We start from the raw sequence: 26,840 nt of genomic DNA, 5'->3' as shown, positions 1-26,840 counted from the left end.
AGGGGCGGGCAGCGCCAAGGCTGGCGCTGCCCGTACAGCGACAGAAGTCAGCTTGCCAGGTGCGTGAGCGCCACTTCCTCGATGCCAGCGGCGTCGAGCTTGTAGTGCTGGTAGAGGTGGGTCGGTGGTGCGATCAGGCTGTACTCGTCATAGATGCCATGGCGCTTGAGCTTGATCCCGACACCTTCGTCGGCCAGCACTTCGGCCACGGCCGCGCCCAGGCCGCCGAGCACGTTGTGCTCCTCGACCGTCATCATCCGTTTGCTGCGCGCTGCAGCCTGCAGGATCGCCTCACGGTCGATCGGCTTGATCGACGCCATGTCGATCACACCCACCGAACGGCCCTCGGCATTGAGCTTGCGTGCAGCGGCCAACGCCGGATGCACTGTGATCCCGCAGGCAATGATGGTCAGCTCTTCGCCCTGCACAAGCTCGGTGGCCTTGCCGAATTCGAAGGTGGCGCCGTTCTCGTAGATGATCGGGTCGCGACCACGACCGATACGGAAGTACACCGGTTTGTCGTAGGTGGCCGAGGCCTTGATCGCAGCGGCCAGTTGCGGCCCGTCGGAGGGCGAAACCACCGCCAGGTCGGCGATCGAGCGCATGGTCGCGATGTCTTCGGTGGCGTGGTGCGAGGTGCCGTAGAAGCCCAGGGAGATCCCGGTGTGGTGGCCGATCAGGCGCACCGGCTGCGCCGAGTAGGCGACGTCCATGCGGATCTGTTCGCAGCACAGCAGGCCGAGGAACGAGGCGAAGGTCGCCACGAACGGCATCACTCCGCAGGTGGCCAGGCCGGCGGCGGCGGTGACCATATTCTGCTCGGAGATGCCGAACTGGATGTAGCGATCCGGGAATGCCGTGGCGAACTTGTTCAGGCCGTTGGAGTACTGCAGGTCAGCGGAGCCAGCCATCACCGGATGGCCCTCGCGGGTCAACTCGATCAGGGCATCGGAGAGGTAGGAAAGCCCTGGGTTCATGGCGTTCAGGCCACGGTATTGCCAGGAGTTGGGGGACAGGGGGGCGCTCATGTTTCAGATCTCCTTGGCTTCGATTTCAGCGATGGCGCGTTTGGCGTCTTCAGGGTCCAGGTAACCCAGGTGCCAGCCCGGCTCGGTTTCCATGTAGGAAACCCCTTTGCCCTTGATGGTCTTGGCGATGATGCAGACCGGCTTGTCACGGTTTTCGTCGGCCTTGACCTTGCGCAGGGTGGTGGTCACCTCGGCGATGTCGTGGCCGTCGATCACGTGCACTTCCCAGCCGAAGGCGCGCCATTTCTCATCCAGCGGCTCGACGCCGATGACATCGTCAACGCTGCCGTCGAGCTGGAAGCCGTTGCGATCGACAATCGCGATCAGTCGGCTGGCCTTGTGGTGGGCCGCGCCCATGGCCGCTTCCCAGACCTGGCCTTCCTGCATTTCACCGTCGCCGAGCATGACGAACACGTCGTATTCGTGGCCGGTGAAGCGCTGGGCCAGGCACATACCCAGGCCGCCGGACAGGGCATGGCCGATGGAGCCGGACGAGAAGTCGATACCGGGTACTTTGCGCATATCAGGGTGATCACCCAGAGGGCTACCCAGGCGCGTGTAGTCATCCAGCCATTGCTTGGGGAAGATGCCGAGGTCGGCCAGGATCGGAAATTGACCGACGGCAGCATGGCCCTTGCCCATCAGGAAGCGGTCACGGCCAGCCCAGTTTGGCTCTTCTGGGCGCAGGTTCAGTACGTCGTAGTAAAGCGCCGAGAACAGCTCTGCGGCGGAGAACACCGAGGTGTAGTGGCCGGTCTTGGCGATCTCGATCAAGCGGATGGTTTCCAGGCGGACGAATTTCGCCCGGTCGCGCAGGTGGGCGACGGTCTCGGCGCTAGGCACGAAATCGCTGGCTTTCCAGGCCTCGAGGGTTTTACGGGGTGTAGCCATCTCTACCTCCAAATTCAGGCATCGCAGGGTGGGTGTTGCCGGGGAAATTCAGCGGGTCAAAGATTCGAGCGCGCGCATGGCCTCGATCAGTTCATCACTGGTTAGGGGGTGGCCGTTGGCGCGCACGAAATTGAGCGCGTGGGGCGCTTGCAGGGTCGGCTCGGCAACTTGGAGCAGGGTCGCCTGGTCGAGCACCTTGACGCCCAGATCAACCAAGTTGCAGGGCAGGCCGATGCGTCGGTAGAAGGCCAGCAGCTCAGCCATGAACGCCGCTTCGCGGTCTTCCAGAACCAGCTGCACCAGCAGGCCGTAGGCAACCTGCCAGCCGTGCACCTGGTCACGCGCGCCGGGGATCTTCGACAGGCCGCGAGTCATTGCGTGCGCGATCGACAGGCCGCCACTCTCAAAGCCCAGACCGCTCATCAGCAGTACGGCTTCGATCAGGCGCTCGAACGATTCGTTGACTTCGCCGCTGCCTGCCAGCGCCAGGCCTTCTTCAGCGTTCGCGCGCAGCACCTGGTAGCACTCGCGGGCCAGGGTCACGCCGGCTAGCGAAGGGCGGGCGCCGAACATATTGATGCCGCCGGCCTTAAGGCATTGTTCGGCTTCGAACTTCTTGGTTAGGGCATCGGCGATGCCCGCCAGCAGGAACGGGCGGGGAGCTTGGGCGATCAGGCGGGTATCGACCAGTACATAGCGTGGGCTGCTAAGCAGGTGGCCGACTTCGCTGAGTTGATGATGCTCGTCGTAGACGACGAAGTTCTTTGAGGTCGGCGCATCGTTGGAGGCTACGGTGGGCATGCTGATCAGGGCCGCGCCAGAGGAGTGAGCCAGGGCTTTGCCGGCGTCGATCGACTTGCCACCACCGACTGCCAGGATCATGTCGAAGGCAAACCGCGCCGCGGACTGGCGCAAGGCGGCGATGCCGTGGGCGGTGATCTCACCATCGAAGGTGATGTAGTGCAGCTGGACGTCGGCGCGGGCGCAGGTGGCGTCCAGACGCTCCTTGACCAGGCCGATGACGAAACTGTCGATGACCACCACGGCGCTGCGGCCGCAATGGGCCAGGTATTGGCCTGCCTCATCAAGTACACCAGGGCCTTGCACGTAGCGCCCGGGCGATCCGAATACCAGATTCATACGGCACCTCTTTGTGACTGTTTGTTGTTGTTATGCGAGACCAGCGAGGATCTCGGTCATGCGTGATGCATCATATATCATGCGTTTTGGCCGTCAAGCGACTTCAGCTGGCAGTAACGGCCGTAGGTCAGTTCAGCGGCGAATCAGGCGATCGAGTAGCCACCGTCGACGGCCAGGGTGGTGCCGGTGACGTAGCGAGCGTTGGCCGAGACCAGGAAGGCGATGGCGTTGGCCACGTCTTCAGGCTGGCCCCAGGCCTGCATTGGAATGCGTGACAGGATGCTGGCTGAGCGGCTCGGGTCTTCGTAGGCGCGGCGTGATAGCTGGGTCACGATCCAGCCTGGTGCCACGGCATTCGAGCGCACCCCGTCGCCCGCCCAGGCCACGGCCTGGCAGCGGGTCAGTTCAGCGATGGCCGCTTTGCTCGAGGCATAGGCCGGGGTCTTGGCCGAGCCGAAGATGCCCCACATCGAAGCGAAATTGACCACCGCGCCGCGGGCCAGTTTGAGCGCGGGCAGGGCGGCGTTGCTGATGCGCATGACAGCGGTGAGGTTGACCTCGAGCACGCGGCTGAAGCCGTCCAGTTGCCATTCACGGCTGTGGTCGATGACGCCAGCAGCATTGATTAGCGCATCGATACGTTCGAAACGGCTGAAGAAATCGTTAACCGCGGCGTCGCTGGTGACATCCAGCTCCTGATAGTGAATACCTGCAATCCGTTGCTCAGGTTCGCCCAGGCCCAGGGTATGCACCTGGTAACCGTCGGCGAGCAGGCGCTGGGCAGTGGCCAGGCCAATGCCTGAGCCGCCACCGGTGATGATTGCGATCTTGGTCATGCGGTGCTCCGTTATAGAGGTTTTTATGTGGGGGCAAGACAGCTGGTTTCGACCAGGCCGGCACAGGCCCTGTAGCAGCGGGTTTACTCGCCAAGAACAGCCACCGGGCATTAATGGCCGAACAGAAAATCAGCCAACAACTCAACCTGCCCGGTGAGCATGTGCACGCCTTTGTGGATCTGGCAGCCACGCGCCCGAGCGGCCTCCAGCAACGCGGTGACATCAGGGTTCATCACCACTTCGCCGACCAGCGTGCCCGGTTCGAGCGTTTCTGCCGGCAGCGGCAACGGGTCATTGGCCTTCAGCCCCAAGGCGGTGGCATTGATCACCACATCGAAGCCACGCCCATCGGCGGCACCGGTTGCGACCAGACGACCAGGCACCAGGCCCTGCAGTTGGATCGCCAGCTCCTGGGCCTTGGCCGCGGAGCGATTGCTGATCACCAACTGCGCCAATGGCTCGGCCAGCAGGGCGTGAGCTATCCCCGTGGCGGCGCCACCGGCGCCGAGCAGCAGCACGCGCTTGCCGGCCAGGCTGTGGCCTTGGTTCTTCAGGCCACGGACAAACCCTTCGCCATCGAACATCCGCCCAGTGAAGCGCCCGTCTGCTAAACGGCGAGCGACGTTGCACACCTTGAGCAGCTGCGCCGTGCCCTGGAGTTCATCACACAGATGCGCGACTTCGATCTTGTGCGGCACGGTGACGATCACCCCGGCGAGGTTCTCGATCCCGCGCAGGCCTTGCCAAGCTGAGGCCAGGTTGGCGGGTGAAACCTCCCAAGGCACCAGCACGCCGTCATGGCCCAGGCGTTCAAGCAACGGGTTGAAGAAGGACGGCGTGCGCAAATGCTTGGCCGGGTAGGTCAGGTGGACCACGACCTGGGTGGTGCCGGTGATTGGCATGGCTGCATTCCTTTTTGCGGACAGGTTCAGGGAAAGTACGTTTATTAATGCATCATATATCTTTCTTTTGGCATAGCGCCGCAAGCAAAAGTGTTTTGCCTTGAAGTCAAAGGATCGCGCTTGGCGCCTTAAAAATAAATATGATATATCATGTTTTCAGTCGGCCCCGAGCCGGTGAACGTCCTGATAGCAAAAACAACAACAGCCTAAGAAAAGGCGAGGATGAACCCATGCAAGCAATACGTTGTGCGTTGCCGCTCGAACGTGGCGGGAGGTGCGAATGACCCAGATCTTCGCCGCACCCGGCCGCTACATTCAGGGCTACAAAGAGCTTGAACGCCTCTACCGGCATATCGCCTGGTTTGGCCAACGCTTTCTGATCATCACCAGCCAGGGCCGTCTGGATAGCCTCAAACAGACCCTGGCCATCAGCTTCGATCAACCCGACCTGAGCCTGCACTACGCCGTGTTCGATGGCGAAGTCACCCGCGCCGAGGTCCAGCGCCTGGCTGCGTTGCAGCACAGCCTGGGCTGCGATGGGGTGATTGGCGTGGGCGGCGGCAAGGTGCTCGATGCCGCCAAGGCAGTGGCACAGCAAGCGCGGCTGCCGCTGTGCATCGTACCCACCGTGGTCTCCAACGACGCCCCGACCAGCGCCTTGTCGGTGCTGTACCACCCAGATGGCAGTTTCGATGACGTGCTGTTTCATGAACGCAGCCCGGATGTAGTGGTGGTCGATACCTGGGTGATCGCTCAGGCCCCGGTGCGCTTGTTGGTTGCTGGCATCGGCGACGCCTTGGCCACCTATTACGAAGCGCGTACCTGCGTGCAAGGTAACAACGACAACTTTCTCGGCCTGGCCGGTGGCGGTTTGCAGGCGAGCGAGGGCGGCGGCAAACCAACCCTCACCTCGATGGCGATTGCCCAGCTGTGCCACCAGGTGCTCCAGGCCGATGCCGTGCAAGCGGTCATGGCCTGTTCCCGGCAGATCGTCACCAAGGCGCTGAATCGGGTGATCGAGGCCAATGCCCTGATGAGCGGCATCGGCTTCGAAAGCAACGGCGTGGCTACTGCCCATGCGGTGTATTGCGGATTCAGCGTGCTGGGTGCGCGCGCCACGGCCTACCACGGGGAGTACGTGGCCTTCGGCACCCTGGTGATGCTGCTTCTGGAAGGCGCACCGGCCAGCGAGTTGGATCAATTGCTGGGGCTGTGCCTGGCGATCGGCCTGCCGGTGTGTTTTGCCGATCTTGGCCTCGCTGACCTCAGCGAAGAGGAGTTGCAGCAAGTGGTGCAGGTCGCCGCATCGCCGCAGCAGACCAGCCGGGTAGAGCCGTTCGAAGTCACCACCTGGGAAATGCGCGCGGCGCTGATCGGCGCCAGCGACCTGGGCGAATTCTACAAAAAAGGCGGATCGATCCTGAGCACATCGGGTGCTCGGGATCTGCCATCGGCCATTAGCAGAGGTGAGTAGATGAAAGCATTTCAGGCAAGCCTGCCGGTCAAACTGGATTTTGAGGTCGGGGCGATCCGCCGCATGGGCGAAAAGGTAGCCCCCTATGGCAACAAGGTGCTGCTGATGGTCGACCCGTTCCTGCAAGGCAGCGAGCTGGTCGCCCAGGTGCTGGGCAGTTTTGCCGAGCGCGGCATCAGCGCAGTGGAGTTCTACGACATCGTGCCCAACCCACGGCACACCACCATCGACCGTGCAGTGGCGCTGGTGCGTGACAGTGGCTGCCAGGTGGTGGTGGCGATTGGCGGCGGCAGTGCGATCGACTCGGCCAAGGCGGTGGCTTTCGTCGCCGTGCATGGCGGCAGTTGCTGGGACTACACCGAGCGCCTCGGTGAGCCGGTGACCCGTCCGCAGGCACGCGGGCTGCCGTTGCTGGTAGTGCCGACGACTTCCGGCACCGGCACCGAGGCAACGCCGTTTGCTGTCATCAATAATCCAGGGCTGGGCCTCAAGTGTGCCATCGTCAATCCGCACATCTATCCGGATGTGGCCTTGATCGACCCGCAGATTCTGGTTTCCAAGCCGCCACGGCTAACTGCGCTGACCGCGGTCGACACCTTCTGCCATGCCCTTGAGGCTTACATCAGCATCCACGCCACGCCCTGGGTGGAGATGGTCGCGCTGGAGGCGATTCGGCTTTTCGCGGCCAATGCCCTGCGCTGTGTCGAACAGGGCGATGACCTCGAGGCGCGGGCGCGCATGGCCTTTGCCTCGACCTTGGGTGGCATGGCCATCGCTGGCGCTGGGGTTACCGTGTCGCACGCGCTCGGCCAGCCACTGGGAGCGATGACCGATGCCCCGCATGGCGGCACGGTAGCGGCCAGCACCGCGCAGGTGATCCGCTGGACCTTGCCAGTGGCCGCCGGCAAGTTCGCCCGCGTTGCCGAAATTCTTGACCCCAGCACCCATACCCTGCCCGAAGGCCAGCGTGCGTCACGGTTGCCGGAGATTGTCAGCGCTCACTTTGCGCGCCTGGGCGTGCGCGACACCTTCGGCAGCTATGGCCTCAAGCCCGAGCAGGTCGATGAGTTCGCCCAAGTGGTTTGGACCAGTTTCAACCAGGACCTGGCGTGCCACCCGAAACCGATTCGTGACCAGCAGGAGGTGGCCGAGATCGTCAGGCAGTGCCTCTAGACCGGATCGGCTCAACATTCTCGCTTCGCGGCTAAAGCCGCGAAGCGTGCACCACAGCACTCAATACCAAGCACCACCTTTGCACACTCGAACCGCTGAACAACAACCACAAAAACCAGTTTCGGGAATTCAACGCAATGGCAAGAACCACCTTGATCGGGGTCGGGTTACTGGGCGCGTGCGCCTTGCCCCTGGCCCAGGCCGATAGCTATTCTCCGGCCAATTTTCTCTTCGGCGACTGGCAAGGCCAGCGCACCCTCCTGCATGAGCAGGGCGTGGACCTGCAGTTCACCTATGTCAATGAGCTGGCCTACAACACCCAGGGCGGCGAGCAGCACAAGGGCACTTACAGCGATCAGCTGATGGCCGATGCGCGCTTCGACCTGCAGCGCCTGCTGGGCTGGCAGGGCGCGGCGTTTCGCCTGACCCTGAGCAACCGCAACGGCGAGAGCCTGACTCAAGAGGCCAACACCGGTACGCTGTTGGCTGCCCAGGAGATCTACGGCTACGGCAGCGTCACCCGCTTGGTGCAGATGTATTACCAGCAAGCGTTGCTCGATGAACGCCTGCTGCTCAAAGTCGGGCGGCTGCCGATGAGCGGCGATGTGTTCCCGTTCTCCTGCAAGTTTCAGAACCTCACCTTCTGCGGCGCCGTTCCGGGCTACATTACCCCCAACTGGTTCACCTGGCCGGTCAGCCAATGGGGCGCCACCCTGGCTGCGCAGTTGGCCGATGATTGGTGGCTCAATACCGCGATCTATCAGGTCAACCCACGTTTTACCGAGAACAGCCAAGGGTTGAATTTCGCCAGCCCGTCAGGCACCAGCGGCTACCTGGCTGTAGGTGAGCTGGCCTGGAAGCCGAGCTTCAATGGCCTGCCGGGCAGCTATCGGCTCGGGCTGTGGCGCAACACGGGTGACTTCGCTGATATCTACCACGATGTCGACGGCCAGCCCATCGGCCTGACTGGCGCGCAAGCCAAGCAGCACGATCAGGCCAACGGCTATTACGCCATGGCCGAACAGCGCGTGTACCAGAGTGCGCGCAACCCCGCGCGCGGCCTGACCCTGTTCGCCAACTTCATCCAGTCTGACCGGGATGTCTCCAGCATCGAGCGGGTTTGGCATGTGGGCGCCTTCATCAGCGGGCCATTGGCCCAGCGCCCGCAGGACGAGATTGGCGTTGCCCTGGGCCGCCTGGAGGTCAACCCGCGTTCGGCCCGGCGTGTCCAGCAAGCCAGTGGGCAACCGCAGCGCGCCGACGTCGAGTACCCACTGGAGCTGTATTACGGCCTGAGCCTGAGCCCGGCGCTGACCCTCAGACCCAATGTGCAGTACGTACGTAACCCAGGCGGCTTTGAGCATGACCGCAGCGTGGTGGTCTGGGGCCTGAAAACCGAAATCAGCTTCTAGGGCGATGGTGCCAACACGGCGCCGTGTCGCTTTTTTAATGATGCATCATGTATGAATGGAGTGAATCATGAGCCTTGCCAATTTCGTTGACCTCACCAGCGTCCAGCAACGTGCCAGCCACCTCACACTGCTGGGCCAGGCATTTATCGATGGCCGCTTTGTCGATGCCCAGGGTGGCGAAACCTTCGACAATATTTCGCCCCGCGATGGCCGGGTGCTCAACCAGGTCGTCTCGTGCCAGGCCGCAGACGTCGACCTTGCCGTCAAGGCCGCGCGGCGCGCCTTCGACAGCGGCGTCTGGGCGCAGCGCACCCCCAAGGAGCGCAAGAAAGTCCTGCTGCGCTTTGCCGCACTGTTCGAGCAGCACATGGATGAGCTGGCGCTGCTGGAAACCCTCGACATGGGCAAACCGATCAGCGAAAGCGCAGGTTTCGATGTTCACGCCGTGCTTGATTGTCTGCAGTGGTACGCCGAAAGCTGCGACAAGCTTTACGACGAAGTCGCCCCGTCGGGCCCCGCAGCATTGGGCCTGGTGACCCGCGAAGCGATTGGCGTGGTGGCGGCGGTAACGCCGTGGAACTTCCCCATGCTGATGGCCATGTGGAAGGTCGCGCCGGCTTTGGCCATGGGCAACTCAGTGATCCTCAAACCTGCCGAGCAATCGCCGCTGACGGCCCTGCGCATCGCCCAACTGGCCGCTGAGGCGGGCATTCCGGCGGGGGTGTTCAACGTCCTGCCCGGCTTTGGCCCCACCGCCGGCAAGGCCCTCGGTCTGCACATGGATGTCGACACCCTGGTATTCACCGGCTCAGGCGAAGTCGGCAAGTTGTTTCTGCAGTACTCCGGCCAGTCGAACATGAAGCGGGTCTGGCTCGAGTGTGGCGGCAAGACGCCGAACATCATTCTCAATGACTGCCGCGACCTGGAAAAAGCCGCGACCACCGCAGCGCGGTCGATGTTCTTCAATCAGGGCGAAGTTTGCGTGGCGCCGTCGCGGCTGATCGTCGAGGCGGGTATCCGCGCCGAGTTCGTTGCCGAGGTGCTCAAGGTGGCCCGGGCGATCACGGTTGGCGACCCGCTGGACCCAACCACCGAGCTGGGCGCGATGGTCGATGCCAGTCAATTGCAGCGGGTACTGGGCTACATCGACAAGGGCGTGCAGGAGGGCGCCCAGCTGATTCTTGGCGGCGAGCGGGTCAAGCATGGCCTGGGCGCCGAGGGCTACTACATCCCACCAACCATTTTCGACAACGTCAGCAATGACATGACCATCGCCCGAGAAGAGATCTTCGGCCCGGTGCTGTCGGTGATCACTGCCCGCGATCATCTCGAGGCCTTGCGCATCGCCAACGATACCCCGTATGGCCTGGCCGCCAGCCTGTGGACCGCCGATCTGTCCCGCGCCCACCAGATGGCCCGTGGCCTGCGTGCCGGCAGCGTGTGGGTCAACTGCTTCGACGGTGGCGACATCAGCATGCCGTTCGGTGGTTTCAAGCAATCGGGCAATGGCCGCGACCGCTCGCTGCACGCCCTGGACAAGTACTCCGAGCTCAAGTCCACCTGGATCGAGCTGTGAGCCTTCGCCCGGCAACTTTGGAGAACAATAAGATGAACAAAACCGTTGCCCGTACTTTTGCCACCCTGGCCATGACTGCGCTGCTGGCGGGCCCAGCCGCCGCCGAGGCGCGCCACTCGCTGTACCAATTGATCCCCAATACCGCGCTGTCTGGCCTGGTCGATCCGCAAATGGCTGATCGTAGCCAGGTCGACAAGGCCCTGCCGCTGAAACAGAAGGGCGAGCGCCTGCGTATTGGTTGGACCGAGATCACCCTCGGCAACCCTTGGTTCGTGTCGATGATCGACGATGCCCGCAGCCTGGCCGAACGCTATGGCTATGACATGCAGGTGCAGGTCGCCGACGGCGATGTCGCGCGCCAGAGCACCCAGGTCGATAACTTCATCACCCTGGGTGTCGATGTGATCGTCATCGACCCCACCGACATCCTCGGCTCGGTGGCCGATGTCGAGCGGGCAGTGGCGGCGGGGATCCCGGTAATTACCGTCGGTACCGCACCCGACGCCCGAGCGCCGGTTATCACCACCAGTACCGGCAACCCCTACGGCAGCGGTGTCGAGGCGGGGCGCTATGTGGTCGAGCACAGTGATCCGGCCAGCGAGATCAACGCGGCCATGGTCATCGGGGTGATGGGCAACTCCACCTCCGAGAGCCGCCTCAACGGCATGATCTCGGGGATCGTCCAGGCCCGCGCCGAACAGCGCAAGCTCGGTCTGTCCAGGGAGGATGCCTTGCTCAAGGGCTTCGAGCTGTTCCAACAAGTAAAGGCCAAGGGCAGTTTTAGCTGGCCCGAAGGGGGCTTCAATGTGCTTGCCTGGGGGCGTGGCGATTGGACCGAGGAGGGCGGCCTGGCTGCCAGCGAAGACATCCTCAGTGCCCACGGCGAACGCCTCAACCTGATCCTGGCGGAGAACGACTTCATTGCCATCGGTGCGATCAGCGCCGTCGACAACGCTGGCAAGGCTGGCCAGGTGCGAGTCGCTGCCGCAGCTGGCAGCTTCAAGGTCGCGCTGGAGCTGATCAAACAGGGCAAGCTGCTGGTCACCGCCAGCAACAGTGGTTCGCAAACTGGCGTGGCGGCTATCGAGCTGATCCATCAGATCCTCGATGGCCGGCTTGCCGCCAACAACTTGCCACTGGCCTCGTACTTTCCGGTCGAGCTGATTACCCCGGCCAATGTCGAGCAGTTCATCCAGCTCGAACAGGCCCCGGCCAGTGTCGAGCGATTGCCGGCGTTCCGCTCCATCGACCAGCTCAAGGCAGCCATGCGCTGACCCCCGCGGATGCGGCGCCTGTCCAGACAGCGCGCCGCTTGCAGAGGCATGACCTATGAATACATCAAACACTATCGCTGTGGAGCTGCGCGACATCCACAAGGCTTTCGGCGGCATCAGCGCTCTGAGTGGTGCCAGTTTCAGCGCCCAGGCCGGTGAGATACACGCACTGATGGGCGAGAACGGCGCGGGTAAATCGACCTTGATGAAAATCCTCGCTGGCGCCTACCTGCGCGATGCCGGCGAGGTGCTGTTGCACCAGCAGCCGGCGAGCATCGCCAAACCGGCCGATGCGCTGCGCCTGGGGGTATCGGTGATCTACCAGGAGTTCGCCCTGGCGCCACACCTGTCGGTGGCCGAGAACATCTGCATCGATGACCTCGGCGCGCGCGGGGGCCTGGTGCAGTGGGCCACGCTGCGGGCCAAGGCGCGGCGCATTCTCGACGAGTTGGGCTTTGCCATCATCGACGAGCGCCGCGCAGTCGGCGCGTTGCCGGTAGCCCACCAGCAGGCGGTGGAAATCGCCAAGGCGCTGTCACGCAACGCTTCGGTGCTGGTGTTCGACGAGCCGACGGCGGTGCTCACCTCGCACGAGACCGAGCAGTTGTTTCGCATCCTCGATGAGCTACGGCGCAAGGGCGTGTGCATCATCTACGTTTCGCACCGCATGGACGAAATCTTCCGGATCTGCGACCGCGCTACGGTGCTCAAGGATGGGCGCACGGTGGGCACCTTACCGTTGTCGGCCATTGATGAGCGAGGCCTGGTGCAGATGATGATCGGCCGTGAGCTGAGCGATCTGTTTGCGCCGCGCAAGGCCAGCCTGGGCGAGGTGCGTTTGCAGGTCGAGGGGTTGTGCGCCGGGCCACTGGTGCGCGATATCAGCTTCCAGGTGCGTGCCGGCGAAGTGTTGGGTTTCAGTGGCTTGGTCGGCTCGGGCCGCACCGAAACCATGCGCGCCTTGTTCGGCGCCGAGCGCAGCACTGCCGGCAGCATTCGCCTGGATGGCCAGCTGCTGCGCAATCGCAACCCGCGTGCGGCCATCGGCCACGGCATTGGCTTGCTCCCCGAAGACCGCAAACAGCAAGGCGTGCTGCTGGAGATGTCGATCCGGATCAACGCCGCCTTGCGGCCTGATTCGCCCTACACCGGCCGCTGCGGCTGGATCGACGGCCGGCGCGAGCGCGCCGGGGTCGAGGCGCTGCGCAAGCGACTGCGGCTCAAGACCGGCTCGATCGAGCAGGCAGTGGGCGACCTGTCAGGCGGCAACCAGCAAAAGGTCGCGCTGATGAAGTGGGTCGATGCCGGCTGTCGGGTGTTGATCCTCGATGAGCCGACCCGCGGCGTCGATGTTGGCGCCAAGACCGAGATCTATCGGGTCATCAATGAACTGGCCGAGGCCGGGGTGGCGATCATCCTGGTGTCTTCGGAAATGACTGAGCTGATCGGCATGTGCGACCGGGTGCTGGTGATGCGCGATGGCGCCATCGCTGGCGAGCTCGGCGGCAGTGCGATCGAAGAACACGCAATGATCTGTCTGGCGATGGGAGTCGAACACCGTGGATAACAACCTGAGCAAACTGGCCGCCGGCAACCTGCCGGGCGAGCCTGCCCAGCCGCAGGCCTGGGGGCGCTCGCTGCAGCGCCTGTTTTTGCAGCACAACGCCTTGGTCATGCTGCTGGTGCTGGTGGTGGTTGCCAGCAGCCTGTCGGCGGACTTCTTCACCTGGCAGAACCTGGGCAACCTGCTACGCCAATCGACGCCGCTGATGCTGGTGAGCATCGGCATGCTGATCGTCATCCTCACCGCCGGCATTGACTTGTCGGTGGCGTCGGTGGCGGCGGTGGGCGGTATTGTGGTGGCGATAAGCCTGAACCTGGTGCCACTGGAGGGGGGCGCCGGGCTGTTTTTGGCGGTCGCCATCGCCGTGGCGGCAGGGGTGTTGATGGGCCTGGTGACGGGTAGCTTCGTCGCCTACTTTCGCATGGCGCCGTTCATTGCCACCCTGGCGATGATGACGGTGGCCCGGGGCCTGGCGTTCATACTCTCCAATGGCCAGCCGCAACGCCTCGCCGACGGCCAGAGCGCCGCTGGGCTGTTGCGCGACTTCGGTCGTCAGGCGGACGGCCTGTTCGGCGTGCCCTGGCCGGTATGGTTGGCGGTGCTGGCAATCGCAGTGTTCGCGCTGATCCTGCGTTACAACGCCTTTGGCCGGCTGATCATCGCCAGCGGCAGCAACGAAACCGCTGTGCGCCTGGCGGGCATCCCGGTGGAGCGCTACAAGCTTGCCGCCTATGCCATCTGCGGTGGGTTGAGTGCATTGGCCGGGGTGGTCATCGCCTCGCGCTCGGGAGTCGCCACGCCGAGTGCCGGCATGGCCCTTGAGCTTGATGCAATTGCTGCCTGCGTGATTGGTGGGGCGCTGTTATCCGGCGGCAAGGGCAGTTTGTTCTATACCGTGGTTGGCGTGCTGGTGCTGGGCCTGATCGGCAACATCATGAACCTGCTCAGCGTCCCCGCTTACCCACAGCAGATCATCAAGGGCGCGATCATCGTGGTGGCGGTATTGCTGCAAGGGGTTGGCAGGCGCGACGCGCGAATCTAGATACCAGCGGGCGTGCTGGCGGCGCATGAATGATGATGTATCATGCGTCTTCGCCATCTCGCCCAGCGGTACCATCACTGGACGCTGGCGCCGGGCCATTCACCAGACGAGAGAGAACCAGCGTGACAGTTCACAAGCCCCTGGATAAAGGCAACCTGAGCGAGCGGGTCTACAGCATCATCCGCACGGCATTGATGGACGGCCAGTACCAGCCGGGTGACCGCCTGCGCATCAGTGCCTTGGCCGAGGAGTTCGGGGTGTCGATCACCCCGGTGCGCGAGGCGATTTTCCGTCTGGTCAGCGACCATGCACTGGACATGAAGGCGGCCACCTCGATCTATGTGCCAGAGCTGAGCGTCAGCCAATTGCGCGAGATCCAATTGATTCGCCACCTGCTCGAAGGCGAGGCGGCGGGGATGGCCGCCGAGCGTATTTCTGCGGCTGAGCTGGAGCATCTGGAACAGGTGCAGGCGGCGTTTCAGGCGGCGGTCAGCGTCGATTACAAGAAGGCGTCGCTGCTTAACCGCGAGTTTCATTTCGGCCTGATTGCCGCGGCGCGCATGCCGGTGATCTTCAAAACCTTGGAGAACATGTGGGTGATGATGGGGCCGCTGCTCAGCACCTTCCACGCCGAAGTGCCCAAGGCGGAGTTGGCCAGTGCCAAGCACAAGCATTTCGAAGTGTTGGAGGCCTTGCGCAAACGTGATTCGGCCAAGGCCAAGGCGGCTTTGCAAGCAGATATCGCCTGGGGCGAATTGATGTTGGAGTGGTTGGAGCGCAAGTCGCTGAGTCCGGCCTGAGCAGTACCGGCCCTATCGCGGGGCAAATTGGGCCAAACCGCCGCTCCCACGCGGACCCCGTGGGAGCGGGCTTGCCCGCGAATGGGCCTTACTGGCCCTTGCAGGCTGAGGCATGAAAATGCGGCAATACAAACGCCGCCAACTCCTCCAGCGTCTCATCCAGCGGCCGCCGATTGCGCCGCAGGTGCAAGCCAAGATGCGCCACCCCCGCCTCGCGCATCGCCTCAAGCTCGCCAATCAGCCCATTACGCCCAACCATCGCGCCAAAGCGGTGACGCTGTAGCGGCGTGTCCGGGTTGTCATCCAGATCCAGGTGCAGGAATGACACGTATGGCTTGGCCCCGGCCACTTCGCGCCACAGCGCCGCACGACGCACGTGCTCCTGCGGCGTGCCGGGGTAGGCCAACCAGCCATCCAGATGCTCACCCACCCACGCCGGGCTCTGCTGAGCCAGGCCGGCCACCAGCAACGGCAGCGGTTGGGAGGGGCGCGGCAAGACTTCGATCTGCTCGGGCAGGCCCGGCCCGCGCCAGTCGCGCAGCAACGCGATATGCTCACGAAAGCGTTCGCCACGGCTGTCGAAGTCGCGCTCGAACAGCGGGTATTCCACTGGTCGGTCGCCACTGGCCACGCCCAGCAACAAGCGGCCGCCGCTGAGCAGATCGACGCTGGCTGCGGCCTTGAGAGTCAGCAGCGGCTCTCGGATCGGCAGTACCACCGCGGCTGTGCCGAGCATGATGTTGCGGGTAATGCCAGCGAGAAATCCGAGGTAGGTAAACACCTCGAACACCTGCGCCGCATCGCCGAATTGCGGGTCGTACAGCGGCACGTCGCGTACCCACAGGGCGCGAAAGCCCAAGCGATCAGCGAGAGTCGCCAGCTGTGCATGCTGTGCCAGGTCCGGCACACCGAACAGACCGCCGGCCTGCTGCCGGGTCTGATCGCGTGGGGTGGTCCAGTCGTTGTCCAGCGGCAGCTCCAGGCCGATGCTCAGGCCACCAGCGGTCAGTTTTGCCAGGGCGCCGCTCATGCTTGCGCTCCTGCCTGTGCACCCGCGTCAACCGCTGGGCGTTTGCCGCGCCAGACCAGCCACGCCAGCGGCAAGTGAACCAGTACCGCAGCGACCACGCCGGCCCAGGGGGTTAGGGCCAGTTGGCCGTGGGTCACCAGGTAGCTACCGGCGGTCTCACCTAGGGTGATGCCCAGGTTGAACGCCGAGATATTCAGCCCCGAGGCGAAATCCACCGCTCTAGGCGTGTAGCGCCCAGCGGTGTCGAGCATGCCGGCCTGGAAGCCCGGCGTCATGCCAAAAGCCAACACGCCCCAGATGAACAGCAGCACCACCATGGCCACTGGCGACGACAGCGAGAAGCCCAGCAACACCAGCACCGCCGCCAGCAAGACGAACAGTACGCGCAACGCCCGTTGCCAGCCCAGGCGGTCGGCCAGACGGCCTCCGGCAAGGTTGCCGATCAGCGTGGCAATGCCGAACACCACTAGCAGGCTGCTGGCCGTGGCCGAGGAGAAACCGGTGATGTCGGTGAGGATCGGCGTGATGAAGGTAAATGCGGCAAAGCTTGCGCCAAAGCCCAGGATGGTCACCAGCATCATCGACCAGATCGCCGGTTGACCGAGCGCAGCCAGCTGGGTGCGGATGCTCCCGGCTTCCCCGGTTTTCAGGGCCGGCAGCCAGAACAGGGTGGCGAGCAAGGCCAGTGCGCTGAGCACCGCCACCGCGTAGAACGGCAGACGCCAGCCCATGGCATTGCCCAGGAAGCTGCCCAGCGGCACCCCGATGACCATGGCCAGGGTCAGCCCGGCGAACATGATGGCGATGGCTTTGCTGGCCTGCCCCTTGGGTGCCAGGCTCGCCGCAACCGTGGCCCCAATGGCGAAGAAGCTGCCATGGGCGACGGCGGTGATCAGTCGCCCGATCAACAGCGTCGGGTAGTCACTGGACAACGCCGAAAGCAGGTTACCAGCCAGGAAGATTGCCACTAGGCCAGCCAACACCGGCTTACGTGGCAAGCGCCCCAGCAGCAAGACGATGAACGGGGTGAACACCGCCAGCGCCAATGCGTACAGGCCGACCAAGCCACCCGCGGTGGCCAGGGTCACGCCCAGGTCGTTGGAGATAGCGGGGAGAATACCGACCACGATGAACTCGGCCACGCCAATGGCGAAGGCGGTCAGGGCCAGTACGTACACCCCGGGGTGAATGCGTGTTGAGGAGAGGGTAGCCATGAAAAATGCTCGCAAGGTGAAAGATGCAGCACAGGATACGAGGCGCCAGTTTTGTGATGTAGACTCGTGTAATTCCAACCAGCTGTGAATTCAAGTCATGAAAACCCGAGCCAAGGACATCAATCGCTCTGGCGAGATGGAAGTGTTTGCCGAAGTGGTCGCCTGCGGCACTTTCTCGGAAGCGGCGCGGCGCCTGGACATGACCCCATCGGCGGTGAGCAAGCTGATCGCCCGCCTTGAGCAACGCTTGGGCGCACGCCTGCTACTGCGCTCGACACGGCGCCTGGAACTGACCGCCGAGGGCGAGCGCTTCCACGTCGAGACCCTGCGCATTCTTGAGCAGATCGACAACGCCGAGCGCGATGTGGCCAATGCCGCCTGCCCCAGCGGAATCATCCATATCAACAGCAACCTGCCGTTCGGCCTGCATTGCCTGGCGCCGCTGGTGCCAGCATTTCTTGAGGCCTATCCGCAGATAACCTTGAACATCGAACTGACCGATACGGTGGTCGATTTGCTCGAGCGCCGGGCCGATGTGGCGATCCGCTCGGGGCCGCTGAAGGCCTCGCGGCTGGTGCAACGGCACTTGGGCCGTAGCCGTTTGTTGACGGTGGCCGCACCGGACTACCTGGCGCGCAAGGGCACCCCGCGTACGCCACAGGAGTTGCTCGAGCACAATCGATTGAGCTTTGGTTTTCACCGGCACTCTCAGGCCTGGGTGTATCAGGACACCGATGGCGAGCGCGTCGAGGTTGAGCCGCAGGGGAATCTGCTGCTGCAAGACGGTGAGAGCATGCGCCAGCTGACCCTCGGTGGCGCGGGGATTGCCCGCTTGGCCAATTTCCATGTGGGAGCGGATATTGCGGCGGGGCGGCTGGTGCCGCTGCTGGAGGATTTTGACAGTGGTGAGCAAGACATCCTGCATGCGGTATTCATTGGGCCTGGTCGACAGTTGCCGCAGCGGGTGAGGGTGTTCATCGATTTTTTGGTTGAGCGTTTGGATGTGCAGTATTTCAGTTGAGTGGCTGGGCTAGGGCCCGCTTCATGCCACACCTCCACGCTCCCGCTATCACACCAGCTTGGCAGGGAGAGTGAGCTGGACGGAGTTGATCAGCAGGATCACATTGACGGCATGGCCTTCTACATCGAGGTGAGGAAATTCGTCACGCCAATCGATCAGATCCTCTTCGGTTTCAGCCGAGGCATCGATACTGAAAACGGCTTCAAGATGGGGAAGTAATCAAAGCTGTGCTTCTTCCACCTCCCAGAAATACCCTCTGATACCCCCAGCTGGATGCGCGATCGCGAATGGCGATTTCTGATAGCTGTCGGGGTGGCGCACTCTGGACTGTATCTCCATGGCTGGATCGACGTAAGCAGGGCGGGGCTGCATCTACATGGGTCGTATGTCACGAATGGCTGCTTTCGACCCAAAGCGGCCGTTGGTTCAGATCGGCTAAAAGCCAAGAGTCGCCCTTTAGGCAGTATCTGCCGAAGGGGCGATTCAAAGCGTTCCGAAATGGGCGACTGGAGACTAGTTCTCGTAGCGCAGCGTAACGGCAAAGTTGCGGGGTTCGCCGTAGTAGTTGCCAGTGTCCTGGCTGAAAATCGCGGTGTAGTACTTCTCGTCAAAAACGTTGTTGAGGTTCAGTTGCACGCTGAGGTTCTGGTCAATCCGGAAGTTGGCGTTCAAGTCCACCAGATTGTAGGCGCTCTGGGTAATATCATTCAGGTACAGCTTGCTCTGATGGTAGAGGTTGGCGCCCACTCGCCATTGGTCGAACCCACCGGGCAGTTGATAGGTGGTGGCGGCCTTGAACAGTCGCTGTGGCGAGTTCTCGGTGCCATAGGTGTCGCCCTTGCTGGCGCCGGCCACGTATTTCGGATGGCTGTAGGTGTAGCCCATCGACGCGTTCCAACCGGGCATCAATTCACCTGAAACCTCTGCATCGAACCCGCGGTTGCGCACCTTGGCACCCTCGGTGTAGCACCGCGCATCGCGCGTCGGCCCGCACACGCGCCCGGCCTCGGGCACTACCTGTGGAAGGCCGGTCTGATCCACCTGGAACACTGCGACGGCGGTATTCAAACGTCCATCGAACAGCTCGCTCTTCACGCCAACCTCGTAGTTGCTGCCGGTAGTGGGCTCCAGCAACTTGTTGTCGACACTGTAGGTGCTTTGCATCTTGTAGATCTCGGTGTAGCTGGCGTAGACCGAGGTGTTGTCCGTGAGGTCGTAGACGATGCCGCCGTAGGGAATGACCTTGCGATCTTCCTTGAACCGGTCGGTTTCCCACGGGCCTTGGGTGTCATAGTCGACCCAGCTCAAGCGGCTGCCAAGAATGACGTGCAGATCATCCAACGGATTGAGGCGCGTGGCGACATAGACCCCCTTGTCCTTGCGCACATGCCGGCTGGGCGTCAGGCTGCCGACTATCTGCGGCTTGGGGAACGTGGAGGTGTCGAAGTCGAGGATGTCGACGGTGGGGTTCTCACTGGCCGAGCCGGTGACGTACTGCAGCCTGTCGCGCCGCATGTTGGTCCCTATCACCACTTCATGCTTGCGCCCCAGCAGGGTGAATGCGCCGTTGAGCGCCGCGTCGAGGTTGACCTGCTCGTCATCGTAACGGGCACTGTTCGGCCAATACTGCATCGTCGAATCCGTCTCGTAGGTGTGATAGCCAACCTGGGCAAGAAAGTCGGCGTTGGACCAGATCAGGTTGGTGGCGACGGTGAGGTTCCAGTCCTCGTTGAAGCGGTGCTTGATATCGGCGAAGACGTTGCGGTTGATCTTGTCCAGATAGGCCCACTTGCCGGCGAGCGACTTCGAGCGCGAGAAGTTGTACGAGCTGCCGTCCAGGTGGGTAGGCAAACCACCCCAGTCGTAGCCGTTGTTGTTGTCCTGCTGGAAGGACGCCCCCAGCGCGACCGTGGTCGCGTCACTCAGGTCGGCTTCGCCGATGGCGTAGAACAGCTGGTTGTCCTTGCCTGCGTAGTCCTGGTAGCTGTTTTTCGTGTTGTACATCAGCACCGTGCGGCCGCGCAGGGTGCCCTCTGCGTTCAGCGGGCCGCCGACATCGAGCTGGGTGCGGTAGTTGTCCCACGAGCCGGCGCCGATTTCCGCCTTGAGCTGGTATTCACGCGTGGGTCGCTTGCGCACCATGTTGATCGCCGCAGACGGGTTACCTGCGCCTTGCATCAGACCGTTGGCGCCGCGGACAATCTCCACCCGGTCGTACATGGCCATGTTGTTCACCGACATGACGTCCATCGAGAAACTTTCGGTGACACTGCTCGGCAGGCCATCGAACTGCAGGTCGTCGACCTGGAACCCGCGTGAGTAGTACAGCGGGCGCTCTGTGCCAAACCCTTTGACCGTGCTGATGCCCGTCGCGGCCTTGGCAACGTCTTCCAGCGACTGCATGTTCTGGTCGTCCATCTGCTGGCGCGTGACGACACTGATGGACTGAGGCGTCTCTCGCGGCGAGAGCCCCAACCGGGTTGCGGTACTGGTGAGGCCAGTGGTGTAGGAGCCAGTCCCTTCGGTAGTCGCCCCCAGCCCAAGTGCATTCACATCGGTAGCGCCCAGCTCCAGCGCTGATGAATCCGCCGCTATCTTGCGCAAGGTCAGCGTCTTGTCATTTACGTACTCGTAGCCGTAACCACTGCCTCTGAGCAGTTGCTCGAGCGCCTCGTTGATCGTGTAGGCCCCACGCAGCCCAGCGCTGCGCATTCCGCTTATCTCGTCAGAATTGAAAATGATGCGCAGGCCGGCCTGGTCGGCCAGACGGGTTAGTGCGCTGTCCAGTGGCTGGGCAACGATGGTGAAGACCTGGGTGACAGCTGAGCTTTCTGAAGCCCTGGCCTGGGCCTCGACCGGTGCCAGGAGGCCGAACAAGGCGGCGAATGCCACCGCTTGGCGCAACGACTGTGCGCGGGTACGTACGCAGATATGCAGCATGACAGCAACCTTTCCCTAGAGTTGGCTGCGCGACTTTTATGTGAATGATTCGCGCTTCGTCTTTACGACGAAGCGACCTACAGGACCTTGCCAAAGAATTTTCATTTTTTTTGCAAGGCGCTGCGCGGAAGAGAGAGGGTGCGGCGTCAGTCTTTCGGCCGCACCAGGGTGATCAACGGCAACCGGGTGATACGCAGGGGCTGCGTCTGCTCCAGCACGGCCAGGGCAGCCTGTGGATCATCCACCTCGAATATGCCGCTGATGCGCCGGGCCGCCAGCGTCTTATCGGTGAGGTACACAATGCCGGGGATGTACCGGTCGAGCTCGGCGAGCACGTCACCCAGCGGGCGCGCGTTGAAGATCAATTTGCCGCGTTGCCAGGTGGCGACGTTCTGCACATCGACCGCCTTGCCCGGCTGCGGCGCCACACCGCGCCGATAGGCCGAGGATTGCCCGGCCGGCAGGCGCAAGCTCTGCCCGCCCGAACTGAGCTGCACGATGCCTTCGCTCACCTGCACGGTCACCTCGTCACCGCGCTGGTTTACATCAAATCGGGTGCCGACGGCCTGCACATCTCCTTGCGCCGCGTGCACGATGAAAGGCCGCGATGGGTCCTTGGCTACCTCGAATAGCGCCTCCCCTTGATACAGCGTGATACCGCGTCGATTTTGGCTGTAGCCCACCGACAACACGGTGTCTGCGTTCATCCAGACAACGCTGCCGTCCTGCAGGCGCACTTCCCGCCGCTCGCCAGCATCGGTCACCTGATCGGCATACAGGGCCGACCAAGGCCGTAGCAGCCCTGCACTGATCATCACCAGCGCCAGGCACGCGGCCAGGCCCACCGCCCACAAGGCGCGTGCGGGTCTGCGCCGCTTGCGCGGGCTTAGGGCGACGAACTGTTGGGCTTTCGGCGTGTGCGCAAATGCCCCCCACAACGCCTCGGACTTTCTGGCGGCCAGGGCATGGGCCTCGGAGCGCTGGCACCAGCGCTCATAGGCCAAGTGGTCGGCTGCAGTAGCCCGGCCGGACTGAAGATGCACCAGCATCTCGATGGCCTGGTCTTCCAGCTCGAAAGGATCAACGGTATCGGTCATGGTTTCTGCAAGCTGAGCAGCATGAGGAGGCGTCGGAGTCTGGGGGGTGGTGTCCGAATAAGGCAAGCGGTTCATATCCACTCCTTCTTGCTCAAGGAGTCGCGACAATGACGTACCGCTTGCACGATGTACTTGCCTACAGTGCTCTCGGACACGCCGAGCCTGGTGGCGATCTGGGCATGCGTCAGCCCCTCGAGACGATTGAGCAGCAGCGCCAGGCGTGCGTTGGTGGGCAACTGGTCCATCGCGACATCGAGCTGCGCCAAGGCCTCATCGGTCATCAGCGCCGACTCGGGTGAAGGGCGTGGGTCGCAGACCTCCAGGGCTTGCGACTCGTCGGCATGCAGGGCATTGAACCGCCCCTCGCGCCGCATACGGTCGATGGCCAGGTTGCCGGCGATGCGGAACAGGAACGCGCGCGGCTCCTGGATCGGTTCGCCCGCAGGGAGGTTGACCAACCGCAGGTAGGTGTCTTGCGCTACATCGGCAGCCTGCTCGACGTTGCCCAGCCGCCGAGCCAGGAACGCCATCAGTTCCGCGTAGTGCTCATGGAAGTTGGTCAGCAACTCAGAGGTGCCAATGCGCGACATGCTCAGCCCTACGTCGGTAAACCGGCTCCGCCGGAGAGCGGCGAATACTACACTAACTGAGAAGCATTATTAAATGGGCTTCGAGTGGACTTGACAATGTCGAGCATATCGCTTGGCGAGGGTGACAGGCTGCTGATCAGGCGATGATCGGACCCCACTGCTGGACCCTGATCGCCATCAATGAAGGGCAGCTTTGGGTCGTAAGCAGCCTCTCCACCCCAGCGGTTTTGGATTCAAACATTCAACCTCTTGTTCCTCGCCCTAGCGGATTGCCTCTCCGGCAGCCTCCACGTAGCGTTTTCTAGGCGCCTCCGTAGAAAGCTTCTGTTTGCCACAATGGTTTTTTACATAGGCCCTGCCGGCTTTCTCTTTGCGCGGCTCCCTCAGTACTCCTCGTAGCCAGGCAGGCAAATGACTACCCAACCGACTAAATCAGAGACGGCTGACGCTAGACATCCTGGGATAGTGTACTTGGCTATGTGGGGCGGCATTGAGAGCCGTCCCAATACACACTCCATGATGGAAGGAGTAAAGCGATATCGACCTTATCCTTGGCACGATGCACCCATGCAGTCAACAGATCAGACTTCGAGCGGGATCAGCAGTGGCCGGATACTCCCCAAAATCGCCGCCTGCTGGCCGCATACGGGGCCGCGTGTGTCGGATTCCGAAATAAATGCGAAATTTTGGAAATAGCTGCGACTACAAAGACGACAAAAAAACCGCACACGCGGGCCTGTGGGCGCATCTGATGTTCCGTGACGTTCGCGCATCCAGTTTCCAGGCAGCACGGGCGCGCTAAACTGAAGGCCCATCTACTGATGATTGAGCCCGTCGCTATGTCGCTGATGATTGATGCCGCACCGCTCAGAATGGTGATGGTCCAAGTTGAAGGCGCGCGCCAATAGCTGGAAAAAGCCGACAGAAAGGTCGGCCTAGGCAGCATGCTCTGGTCAGCGATTACGTCCTGAAGCTGATGGATGAGTATGCGCACGCTCATGAGACCTACGCTCGCTTCACCATTGACAACCTCAGCGCCACCTTCAGCCCGGAACTGGCCGACCTGACGGTCAATGTGATCGATGTCGCCGAGGGCGAGAAGATTCCGCGCAAGGGCGGGCCGGGCATTACCAAGTCGGACTTCCTGGTGATCAGCAAGATCAACCTGGCACCTTATGTCGATGGTTCGCTGGAGGTCATGGAAAAAGATACCCAGCACATGCGTCCGCAGCGGCCGTGGGGCTTTACCAATCTAAAGACCGGGCAAGGATTGCAGGCGCTGATCGACTTTATCGTCGAGCGCGGACTGCTCAAGGCAGGCAAAGGTCATCCAGACCTATAGGGACAAACCCGCCAGCTCACGGCGGGCTTGCATCTTTCACCGGGTGTAGAGTGGTTCAGTAGTCAAGCCACTCCAGATCGCCTACAAGTTTCTTGCCGGCGAGGATGCGCCGGAGCACGAAGGTCATAACCTCGATATTGTTATCAAAAGAACCATGGGTCGCCTGGATTTGCTGGCCATCACGGGTGTGCTGGACCCAGGGTGATGGCCAGACTCGCAAGCGATCCGGTTTGCTCGGCCAGTTCGCCAGCCATTGCTGCACATCGGCCAGGGAACCGGCATCCCATTGGTCCTGGTTGGTGGCAAAACTCTCGTCCAGGGCGCGGGCCATGCCCAGCAGGGGTTGCTTGCGCACATCCTCTAGGGCCCGGGATACCAGGTACAGCAGAGATTTGCCATAGGCAGCGAAGCCCGGCGTGGGCAGACCATCGGCTTTCTCATCTTCATCGCGCAGCACATCCAGCCACAGTTGATCCAGCGGCAATACGCCGTTGGCGTGGGCCTTGAGGTAGTGATCCAGGGCAAAGCGCGACGAGCAGGCTGCTGCGAACAGCTCGCAGCTGCGCACCTTCACCACACTGCCACCCGCAGGGCCGAGGCGGTCAAGCAGGTGGCCTAGGAGAATGGAACCGGCGGAGTGCCCGATCAGGTGCAGTTCAAGTGTCGCCCCTTGTTGCTGCAGGGTGTTGGACAGGTCGCGCAGCGCCTCGGCCAGCAGGTCAATGCCGTGCCCCGGCTTGCTGCTATCACGGGCATTGTTGCGCATTTGCGACCAGATGCCGGTGCCCAGCACATTGCCCAATGCCTCGACCATGCGGTCCTTGGCATCCTTGAGATCCTCGAAGACTCCGGTGGCCAGGGCATCGCGGTCACCGAATAACGAATGGAACCAGTCAGCGGCCATATTCGCCAAGGTTTCGCCGGGGCCGGTTTTCCAGGTCAGGAACAGCGGGTAGATGCCGTTGGCCAGGAAGTAGGGCGCCAGCACGCGGTTGCGTTGGATCGACTCATCCTCGGCGTTCAGCCCTCCGTGGGCATAGATCGCCAAGCGTAGTGTCGTCTTCGGGTTCTGGGTAGCAAGCCAGGCGAGTGGCCGCTCGTGCACGGTTTCCTGGACCAGGCCGACTCGGTTCAGCGGATCGTGGGTAAAATCAGTGGGGACGATTTCGCCGTCGTTGCCGGTAACCAGGGTCAGCTCGTAGGCACGGGGAGTGGTCAAGGGATGATACAGAGGTTGTAGGAAGGGGTGATCGAAGGGCCAGGGATCATCCACCGGGTTGGCCGGCTGCCGTGCGCTACGGCCGAGGCTGGTCAGTGAACGGCCCGAGCCCAGGCGAAAGGCCGAGGCTATCTGCGTACGCATGGCCACAGCCCCGGCTTTCTGCTGCGCCGCCGGCAGCAGCTGTGGAACGCCCAAGGCACAGGCCCAGGCGTCGGTGCCGTACAGCACCCATTCCTCGTAAGGCAGAATGGCAAACCCTGCGTTGCCCCAGCGGGTGCCCCAGGAGTTCTGCACGATAAAGCCGCGCTGGTTGTAGCCAACCAGTGCAAAGGCATGACCGCCCAGGGTGCCTGGGTCTTTCGCCGCGGGGATCACCGAAAGGCTGGCATGGTTCTTCGGTACGGCGGTTGCGCGGCTGCGCATCAGTGTGTCCCAACCGTCATGGACCTTTGCCGAAACATAGATGGCACCAATGTTGAGAATCGCCGCCTGCAGGTCGACCACCGAGGTGCGATCGATGCGGTAGTAGACACCCAGTGGCCGCGACGGAGCGTCGCTGTCCCATCCGGGTAGCGGCCGGACAAAGCCCTTCTGCGAAAAGGGCCAGAGTGTTTCGCTGCAGACTCCGTGCTTGTGCCAGCCTTTGAGCGCACCCCGGCAGCTTGAGCCCTCGTAGTCATCCCCCGGCCACTCATCGTAGCGCCGGGCCAGTTCGTAGAGCATGCGTGGGCTGACCGCGGTGAAGACGTGCCCGTCACCGAGGGACAGATGCTGCAACCACAACAGGTAGTTGACCACGCAGGCCAGCCCGAAGCCGGTACACGCGCCATCACTGCCCTGATCGAGGACCAGGCCTGCGGCCACATAGCTCTTGAGGTATCGTGCCAGGTCCGTTTGCAATGGCCAGCAGGGTGACAGGGAACGTAGCGGGGGCGTGTAGGGCAGGTCGCGAAAATCAAGGCGGTCGGGGCGGGCGTCAAACACCCGGCCGGCGATGGGGGTGCGATGGACCGGCGGCTTCTGTGCCTGGGTGGCGATAGCATTGCTTTTGGTTGCTGCAGTTTTTCGTGGCGCTTTGGCGGACGCGCTGGGTGCCTTGGGCATGTCTGTTGCTCCATGGAAATGCCTGACGTGGGGTCCATTGGTCATGGCATGTCCATCTGACTGCAAGGCCGGCCTCGGCTTGCTACCACCCGGGTCCAGGATGAAGGCATCGCCACTGTCCAAACGGCACCAAAGAGCCTAGATCAAGCGCGGATGCTTTGCAGATCC

20 protein-coding genes and 1 pseudogene are annotated in these 26,840 nt (G+C 62.6%); 10 read left to right on the top strand and 11 right to left on the bottom strand.

The genetic code is table 11. The features are described 5' to 3' along the window. Positions 1-47: 47 nt before the first annotated feature. The 5 genes from V6093_RS05815 to V6093_RS05795 all read right to left on the bottom strand — a co-directional run bounded on the left by V6093_RS05815 (position 48) and on the right by V6093_RS05795 (position 4,797). A complete protein-coding gene (locus tag V6093_RS05815) occupies positions 48-1,028 on the bottom strand; it encodes a transketolase family protein (protein ID WP_047602921.1) in 981 nt (326 codons plus the stop codon). Between the two features lie 3 nt (positions 1,029-1,031). Next, positions 1,032-1,919, bottom strand: coding sequence for a transketolase (locus V6093_RS05810; RefSeq protein ID WP_144000007.1), 888 nt, complete (start codon positions 1,917-1,919; stop codon positions 1,032-1,034). A gap of 48 nt (positions 1,920-1,967) precedes the next feature. Then, a complete protein-coding gene (locus V6093_RS05805; RefSeq protein WP_047602919.1) occupies positions 1,968-3,059 on the bottom strand; it encodes a glycerol dehydrogenase in 1,092 nt (363 codons plus the stop codon). 143 nt (positions 3,060-3,202) lie between these two features. After that, positions 3,203-3,895: an SDR family NAD(P)-dependent oxidoreductase gene (locus V6093_RS05800; RefSeq protein WP_047602918.1), complete on the bottom strand. Its 693-nt coding sequence runs from the start codon at positions 3,893-3,895 to the stop codon at positions 3,203-3,205. A 110-nt stretch (positions 3,896-4,005) separates the two neighbouring features. After that, positions 4,006-4,797 (bottom strand): shikimate dehydrogenase, encoded by a 792-nt coding sequence (locus V6093_RS05795; RefSeq protein WP_108078392.1) that lies wholly within the window; start codon positions 4,795-4,797, stop codon positions 4,006-4,008. Positions 4,798-5,077: 280 nt separating this feature from the next. Here V6093_RS05795 and V6093_RS05790 point away from each other — a divergent pair, with 280 nt between their 5' ends. The 8 genes from V6093_RS05790 (at position 5,078) to V6093_RS05755 (ending at position 15,112) form a co-directional block, all read left to right on the top strand. Further along, positions 5,078-6,271 carry a glycerol dehydrogenase gene (locus V6093_RS05790; protein WP_047602916.1) on the top strand — a complete coding sequence of 398 codons (1,194 nt, stop codon included), beginning with the start codon at positions 5,078-5,080 and terminating at the stop codon, positions 6,269-6,271. Beyond that, entirely contained in the window at positions 6,272-7,444 is a 1,173-nt protein-coding gene (locus tag V6093_RS05785) for an iron-containing alcohol dehydrogenase (protein ID WP_047602915.1), read from the top strand. 137 nt (positions 7,445-7,581) lie between these two features. Further along, positions 7,582-8,856 carry a carbohydrate porin gene (locus V6093_RS05780; protein ID WP_144000009.1) on the top strand — a complete coding sequence of 425 codons (1,275 nt, stop codon included), beginning with the start codon at positions 7,582-7,584 and terminating at the stop codon, positions 8,854-8,856. A gap of 67 nt (positions 8,857-8,923) precedes the next feature. Continuing rightward, positions 8,924-10,432 (top strand): aldehyde dehydrogenase, encoded by a 1,509-nt coding sequence (locus V6093_RS05775; protein ID WP_108078395.1) that lies wholly within the window; start codon positions 8,924-8,926, stop codon positions 10,430-10,432. Between the two features lie 32 nt (positions 10,433-10,464). Beyond that, the gene (locus V6093_RS05770) at positions 10,465-11,706 is read left to right on the top strand and encodes a sugar ABC transporter substrate-binding protein (protein WP_332729594.1); all 1,242 of its coding nucleotides are present in this window, start codon (positions 10,465-10,467) and stop codon (positions 11,704-11,706) included. Positions 11,707-11,761: 55 nt separating this feature from the next. Next, entirely contained in the window at positions 11,762-13,273 is a 1,512-nt protein-coding gene (locus V6093_RS05765; protein ID WP_047602911.1) for a sugar ABC transporter ATP-binding protein, read from the top strand. Next, entirely contained in the window at positions 13,266-14,312 is a 1,047-nt protein-coding gene (locus V6093_RS05760; RefSeq protein ID WP_047602910.1) for an ABC transporter permease, read from the top strand. Before V6093_RS05765 ends, V6093_RS05760 begins: the two co-directional genes overlap by 8 nt. A 122-nt stretch (positions 14,313-14,434) precedes the next feature. Continuing rightward, entirely contained in the window at positions 14,435-15,112 is a 678-nt protein-coding gene (locus V6093_RS05755; protein ID WP_047602909.1) for a GntR family transcriptional regulator, read from the top strand. Positions 15,113-15,200: 88 nt separating this feature from the next. Here the strand turns inward: V6093_RS05755 and V6093_RS05750 are convergent, their stop codons facing one another. Continuing rightward, positions 15,201-16,142 carry a TIGR03571 family LLM class oxidoreductase gene (locus V6093_RS05750; protein WP_047602908.1) on the bottom strand — a complete coding sequence of 314 codons (942 nt, stop codon included), beginning with the start codon at positions 16,140-16,142 and terminating at the stop codon, positions 15,201-15,203. Next, positions 16,139-17,356, bottom strand: a complete 1,218-nt coding sequence (locus tag V6093_RS05745; protein WP_098090529.1) for an MFS transporter — start codon at positions 17,354-17,356, stop codon at positions 16,139-16,141. The genes V6093_RS05750 and V6093_RS05745 overlap by 4 nt, the downstream gene beginning before the upstream one ends. Positions 17,357-17,453: 97 nt before the next feature. On the opposite strand from V6093_RS05745, the gene V6093_RS05740 reads away from it, so the two are divergent. Beyond that, on the top strand, positions 17,454-18,377 hold the full coding sequence (locus tag V6093_RS05740) for a LysR family transcriptional regulator (protein ID WP_047602906.1): 924 nt from the start codon (positions 17,454-17,456) through the stop codon (positions 18,375-18,377). Between the two features lie 513 nt (positions 18,378-18,890). On the opposite strand, the gene V6093_RS05735 is transcribed toward V6093_RS05740, so the two are convergent. The 3 genes from V6093_RS05735 to V6093_RS05725 all read right to left on the bottom strand — a co-directional run bounded on the left by V6093_RS05735 (position 18,891) and on the right by V6093_RS05725 (position 23,004). Next, entirely contained in the window at positions 18,891-21,317 is a 2,427-nt protein-coding gene (locus V6093_RS05735) for a TonB-dependent siderophore receptor (protein WP_047602905.1), read from the bottom strand. 146 nt (positions 21,318-21,463) lie between these two features. Then, entirely contained in the window at positions 21,464-22,489 is a 1,026-nt protein-coding gene (locus V6093_RS05730; protein ID WP_232861351.1) for a FecR family protein, read from the bottom strand. After that, positions 22,486-23,004, bottom strand: a complete 519-nt coding sequence (locus V6093_RS05725) for a sigma-70 family RNA polymerase sigma factor (protein ID WP_049273522.1) — start codon at positions 23,002-23,004, stop codon at positions 22,486-22,488. Before V6093_RS05725 ends, V6093_RS05730 begins: the two co-directional genes overlap by 4 nt. Before the next feature lie 1,024 nt (positions 23,005-24,028). Here V6093_RS05725 and V6093_RS05720 point away from each other — a divergent pair. Further along, positions 24,029-24,346, top strand: a pseudogene (locus tag V6093_RS05720) (GTP-binding protein); the annotation flags it as partial. Positions 24,347-24,401: 55 nt separating this feature from the next. On the opposite strand, the gene V6093_RS05715 reads toward V6093_RS05720, so the two are convergent. After that, positions 24,402-26,672 (bottom strand): C1 family peptidase, encoded by a 2,271-nt coding sequence (locus V6093_RS05715; protein ID WP_052196229.1) that lies wholly within the window; start codon positions 26,670-26,672, stop codon positions 24,402-24,404. Positions 26,673-26,840: the final 168 nt, after the last annotated feature.

This window comes from Pseudomonas putida group bacterium ESBL64, assembly GCF_045277175.1.
GTDB classification, from domain to species: domain Bacteria; phylum Pseudomonadota; class Gammaproteobacteria; order Pseudomonadales; family Pseudomonadaceae; genus Aquipseudomonas; species Aquipseudomonas alloputida.
Note: the sequence above shows the minus strand (reverse complement) of the source record. Positions and strands in the feature narration are given on the sequence as shown.

Bases quoted from the DNA above. Each gene is read 5' to 3' on its own strand.
- V6093_RS05815 (WP_047602921.1), bottom strand. From the start codon at position 1,028: ATGAGCGCCCCCCTGTCCCCCAACTCCTGGCAATACCGTGGCCTGAAC.
- V6093_RS05810 (WP_144000007.1), bottom strand. From the start codon at position 1,919: ATGGCTACACCCCGTAAAACCCTCGAGGCCTGGAAAGCCAGCGATTTC.
- V6093_RS05805 (WP_047602919.1), bottom strand. From the start codon at position 3,059: ATGAATCTGGTATTCGGATCGCCCGGGCGCTACGTGCAAGGCCCTGGT.
- V6093_RS05800 (WP_047602918.1), bottom strand. From the start codon at position 3,895: ATGACCAAGATCGCAATCATCACCGGTGGCGGCTCAGGCATTGGCCTG.
- V6093_RS05795 (WP_108078392.1), bottom strand. From the start codon at position 4,797: ATGCCAATCACCGGCACCACCCAGGTCGTGGTCCACCTGACCTACCCG.
- V6093_RS05790 (WP_047602916.1), top strand. From the start codon at position 5,078: ATGACCCAGATCTTCGCCGCACCCGGCCGCTACATTCAGGGCTACAAA.
- V6093_RS05785 (WP_047602915.1), top strand. From the start codon at position 6,272: ATGAAAGCATTTCAGGCAAGCCTGCCGGTCAAACTGGATTTTGAGGTC.
- V6093_RS05780 (WP_144000009.1), top strand. From the start codon at position 7,582: ATGGCAAGAACCACCTTGATCGGGGTCGGGTTACTGGGCGCGTGCGCC.
- V6093_RS05775 (WP_108078395.1), top strand. From the start codon at position 8,924: ATGAGCCTTGCCAATTTCGTTGACCTCACCAGCGTCCAGCAACGTGCC.
- V6093_RS05770 (WP_332729594.1), top strand. From the start codon at position 10,465: ATGAACAAAACCGTTGCCCGTACTTTTGCCACCCTGGCCATGACTGCG.
- V6093_RS05765 (WP_047602911.1), top strand. From the start codon at position 11,762: ATGAATACATCAAACACTATCGCTGTGGAGCTGCGCGACATCCACAAG.
- V6093_RS05750 (WP_047602908.1), bottom strand. From the start codon at position 16,142: ATGAGCGGCGCCCTGGCAAAACTGACCGCTGGTGGCCTGAGCATCGGC.
- V6093_RS05745 (WP_098090529.1), bottom strand. From the start codon at position 17,356: ATGGCTACCCTCTCCTCAACACGCATTCACCCCGGGGTGTACGTACTG.
- V6093_RS05740 (WP_047602906.1), top strand. From the start codon at position 17,454: ATGAAAACCCGAGCCAAGGACATCAATCGCTCTGGCGAGATGGAAGTG.
- V6093_RS05735 (WP_047602905.1), bottom strand. From the start codon at position 21,317: ATGCTGCATATCTGCGTACGTACCCGCGCACAGTCGTTGCGCCAAGCG.
- V6093_RS05730 (WP_232861351.1), bottom strand. From the start codon at position 22,489: ATGAACCGCTTGCCTTATTCGGACACCACCCCCCAGACTCCGACGCCT.
- V6093_RS05725 (WP_049273522.1), bottom strand. From the start codon at position 23,004: ATGTCGCGCATTGGCACCTCTGAGTTGCTGACCAACTTCCATGAGCAC.
- V6093_RS05715 (WP_052196229.1), bottom strand. From the start codon at position 26,672: ATGCCCAAGGCACCCAGCGCGTCCGCCAAAGCGCCACGAAAAACTGCA.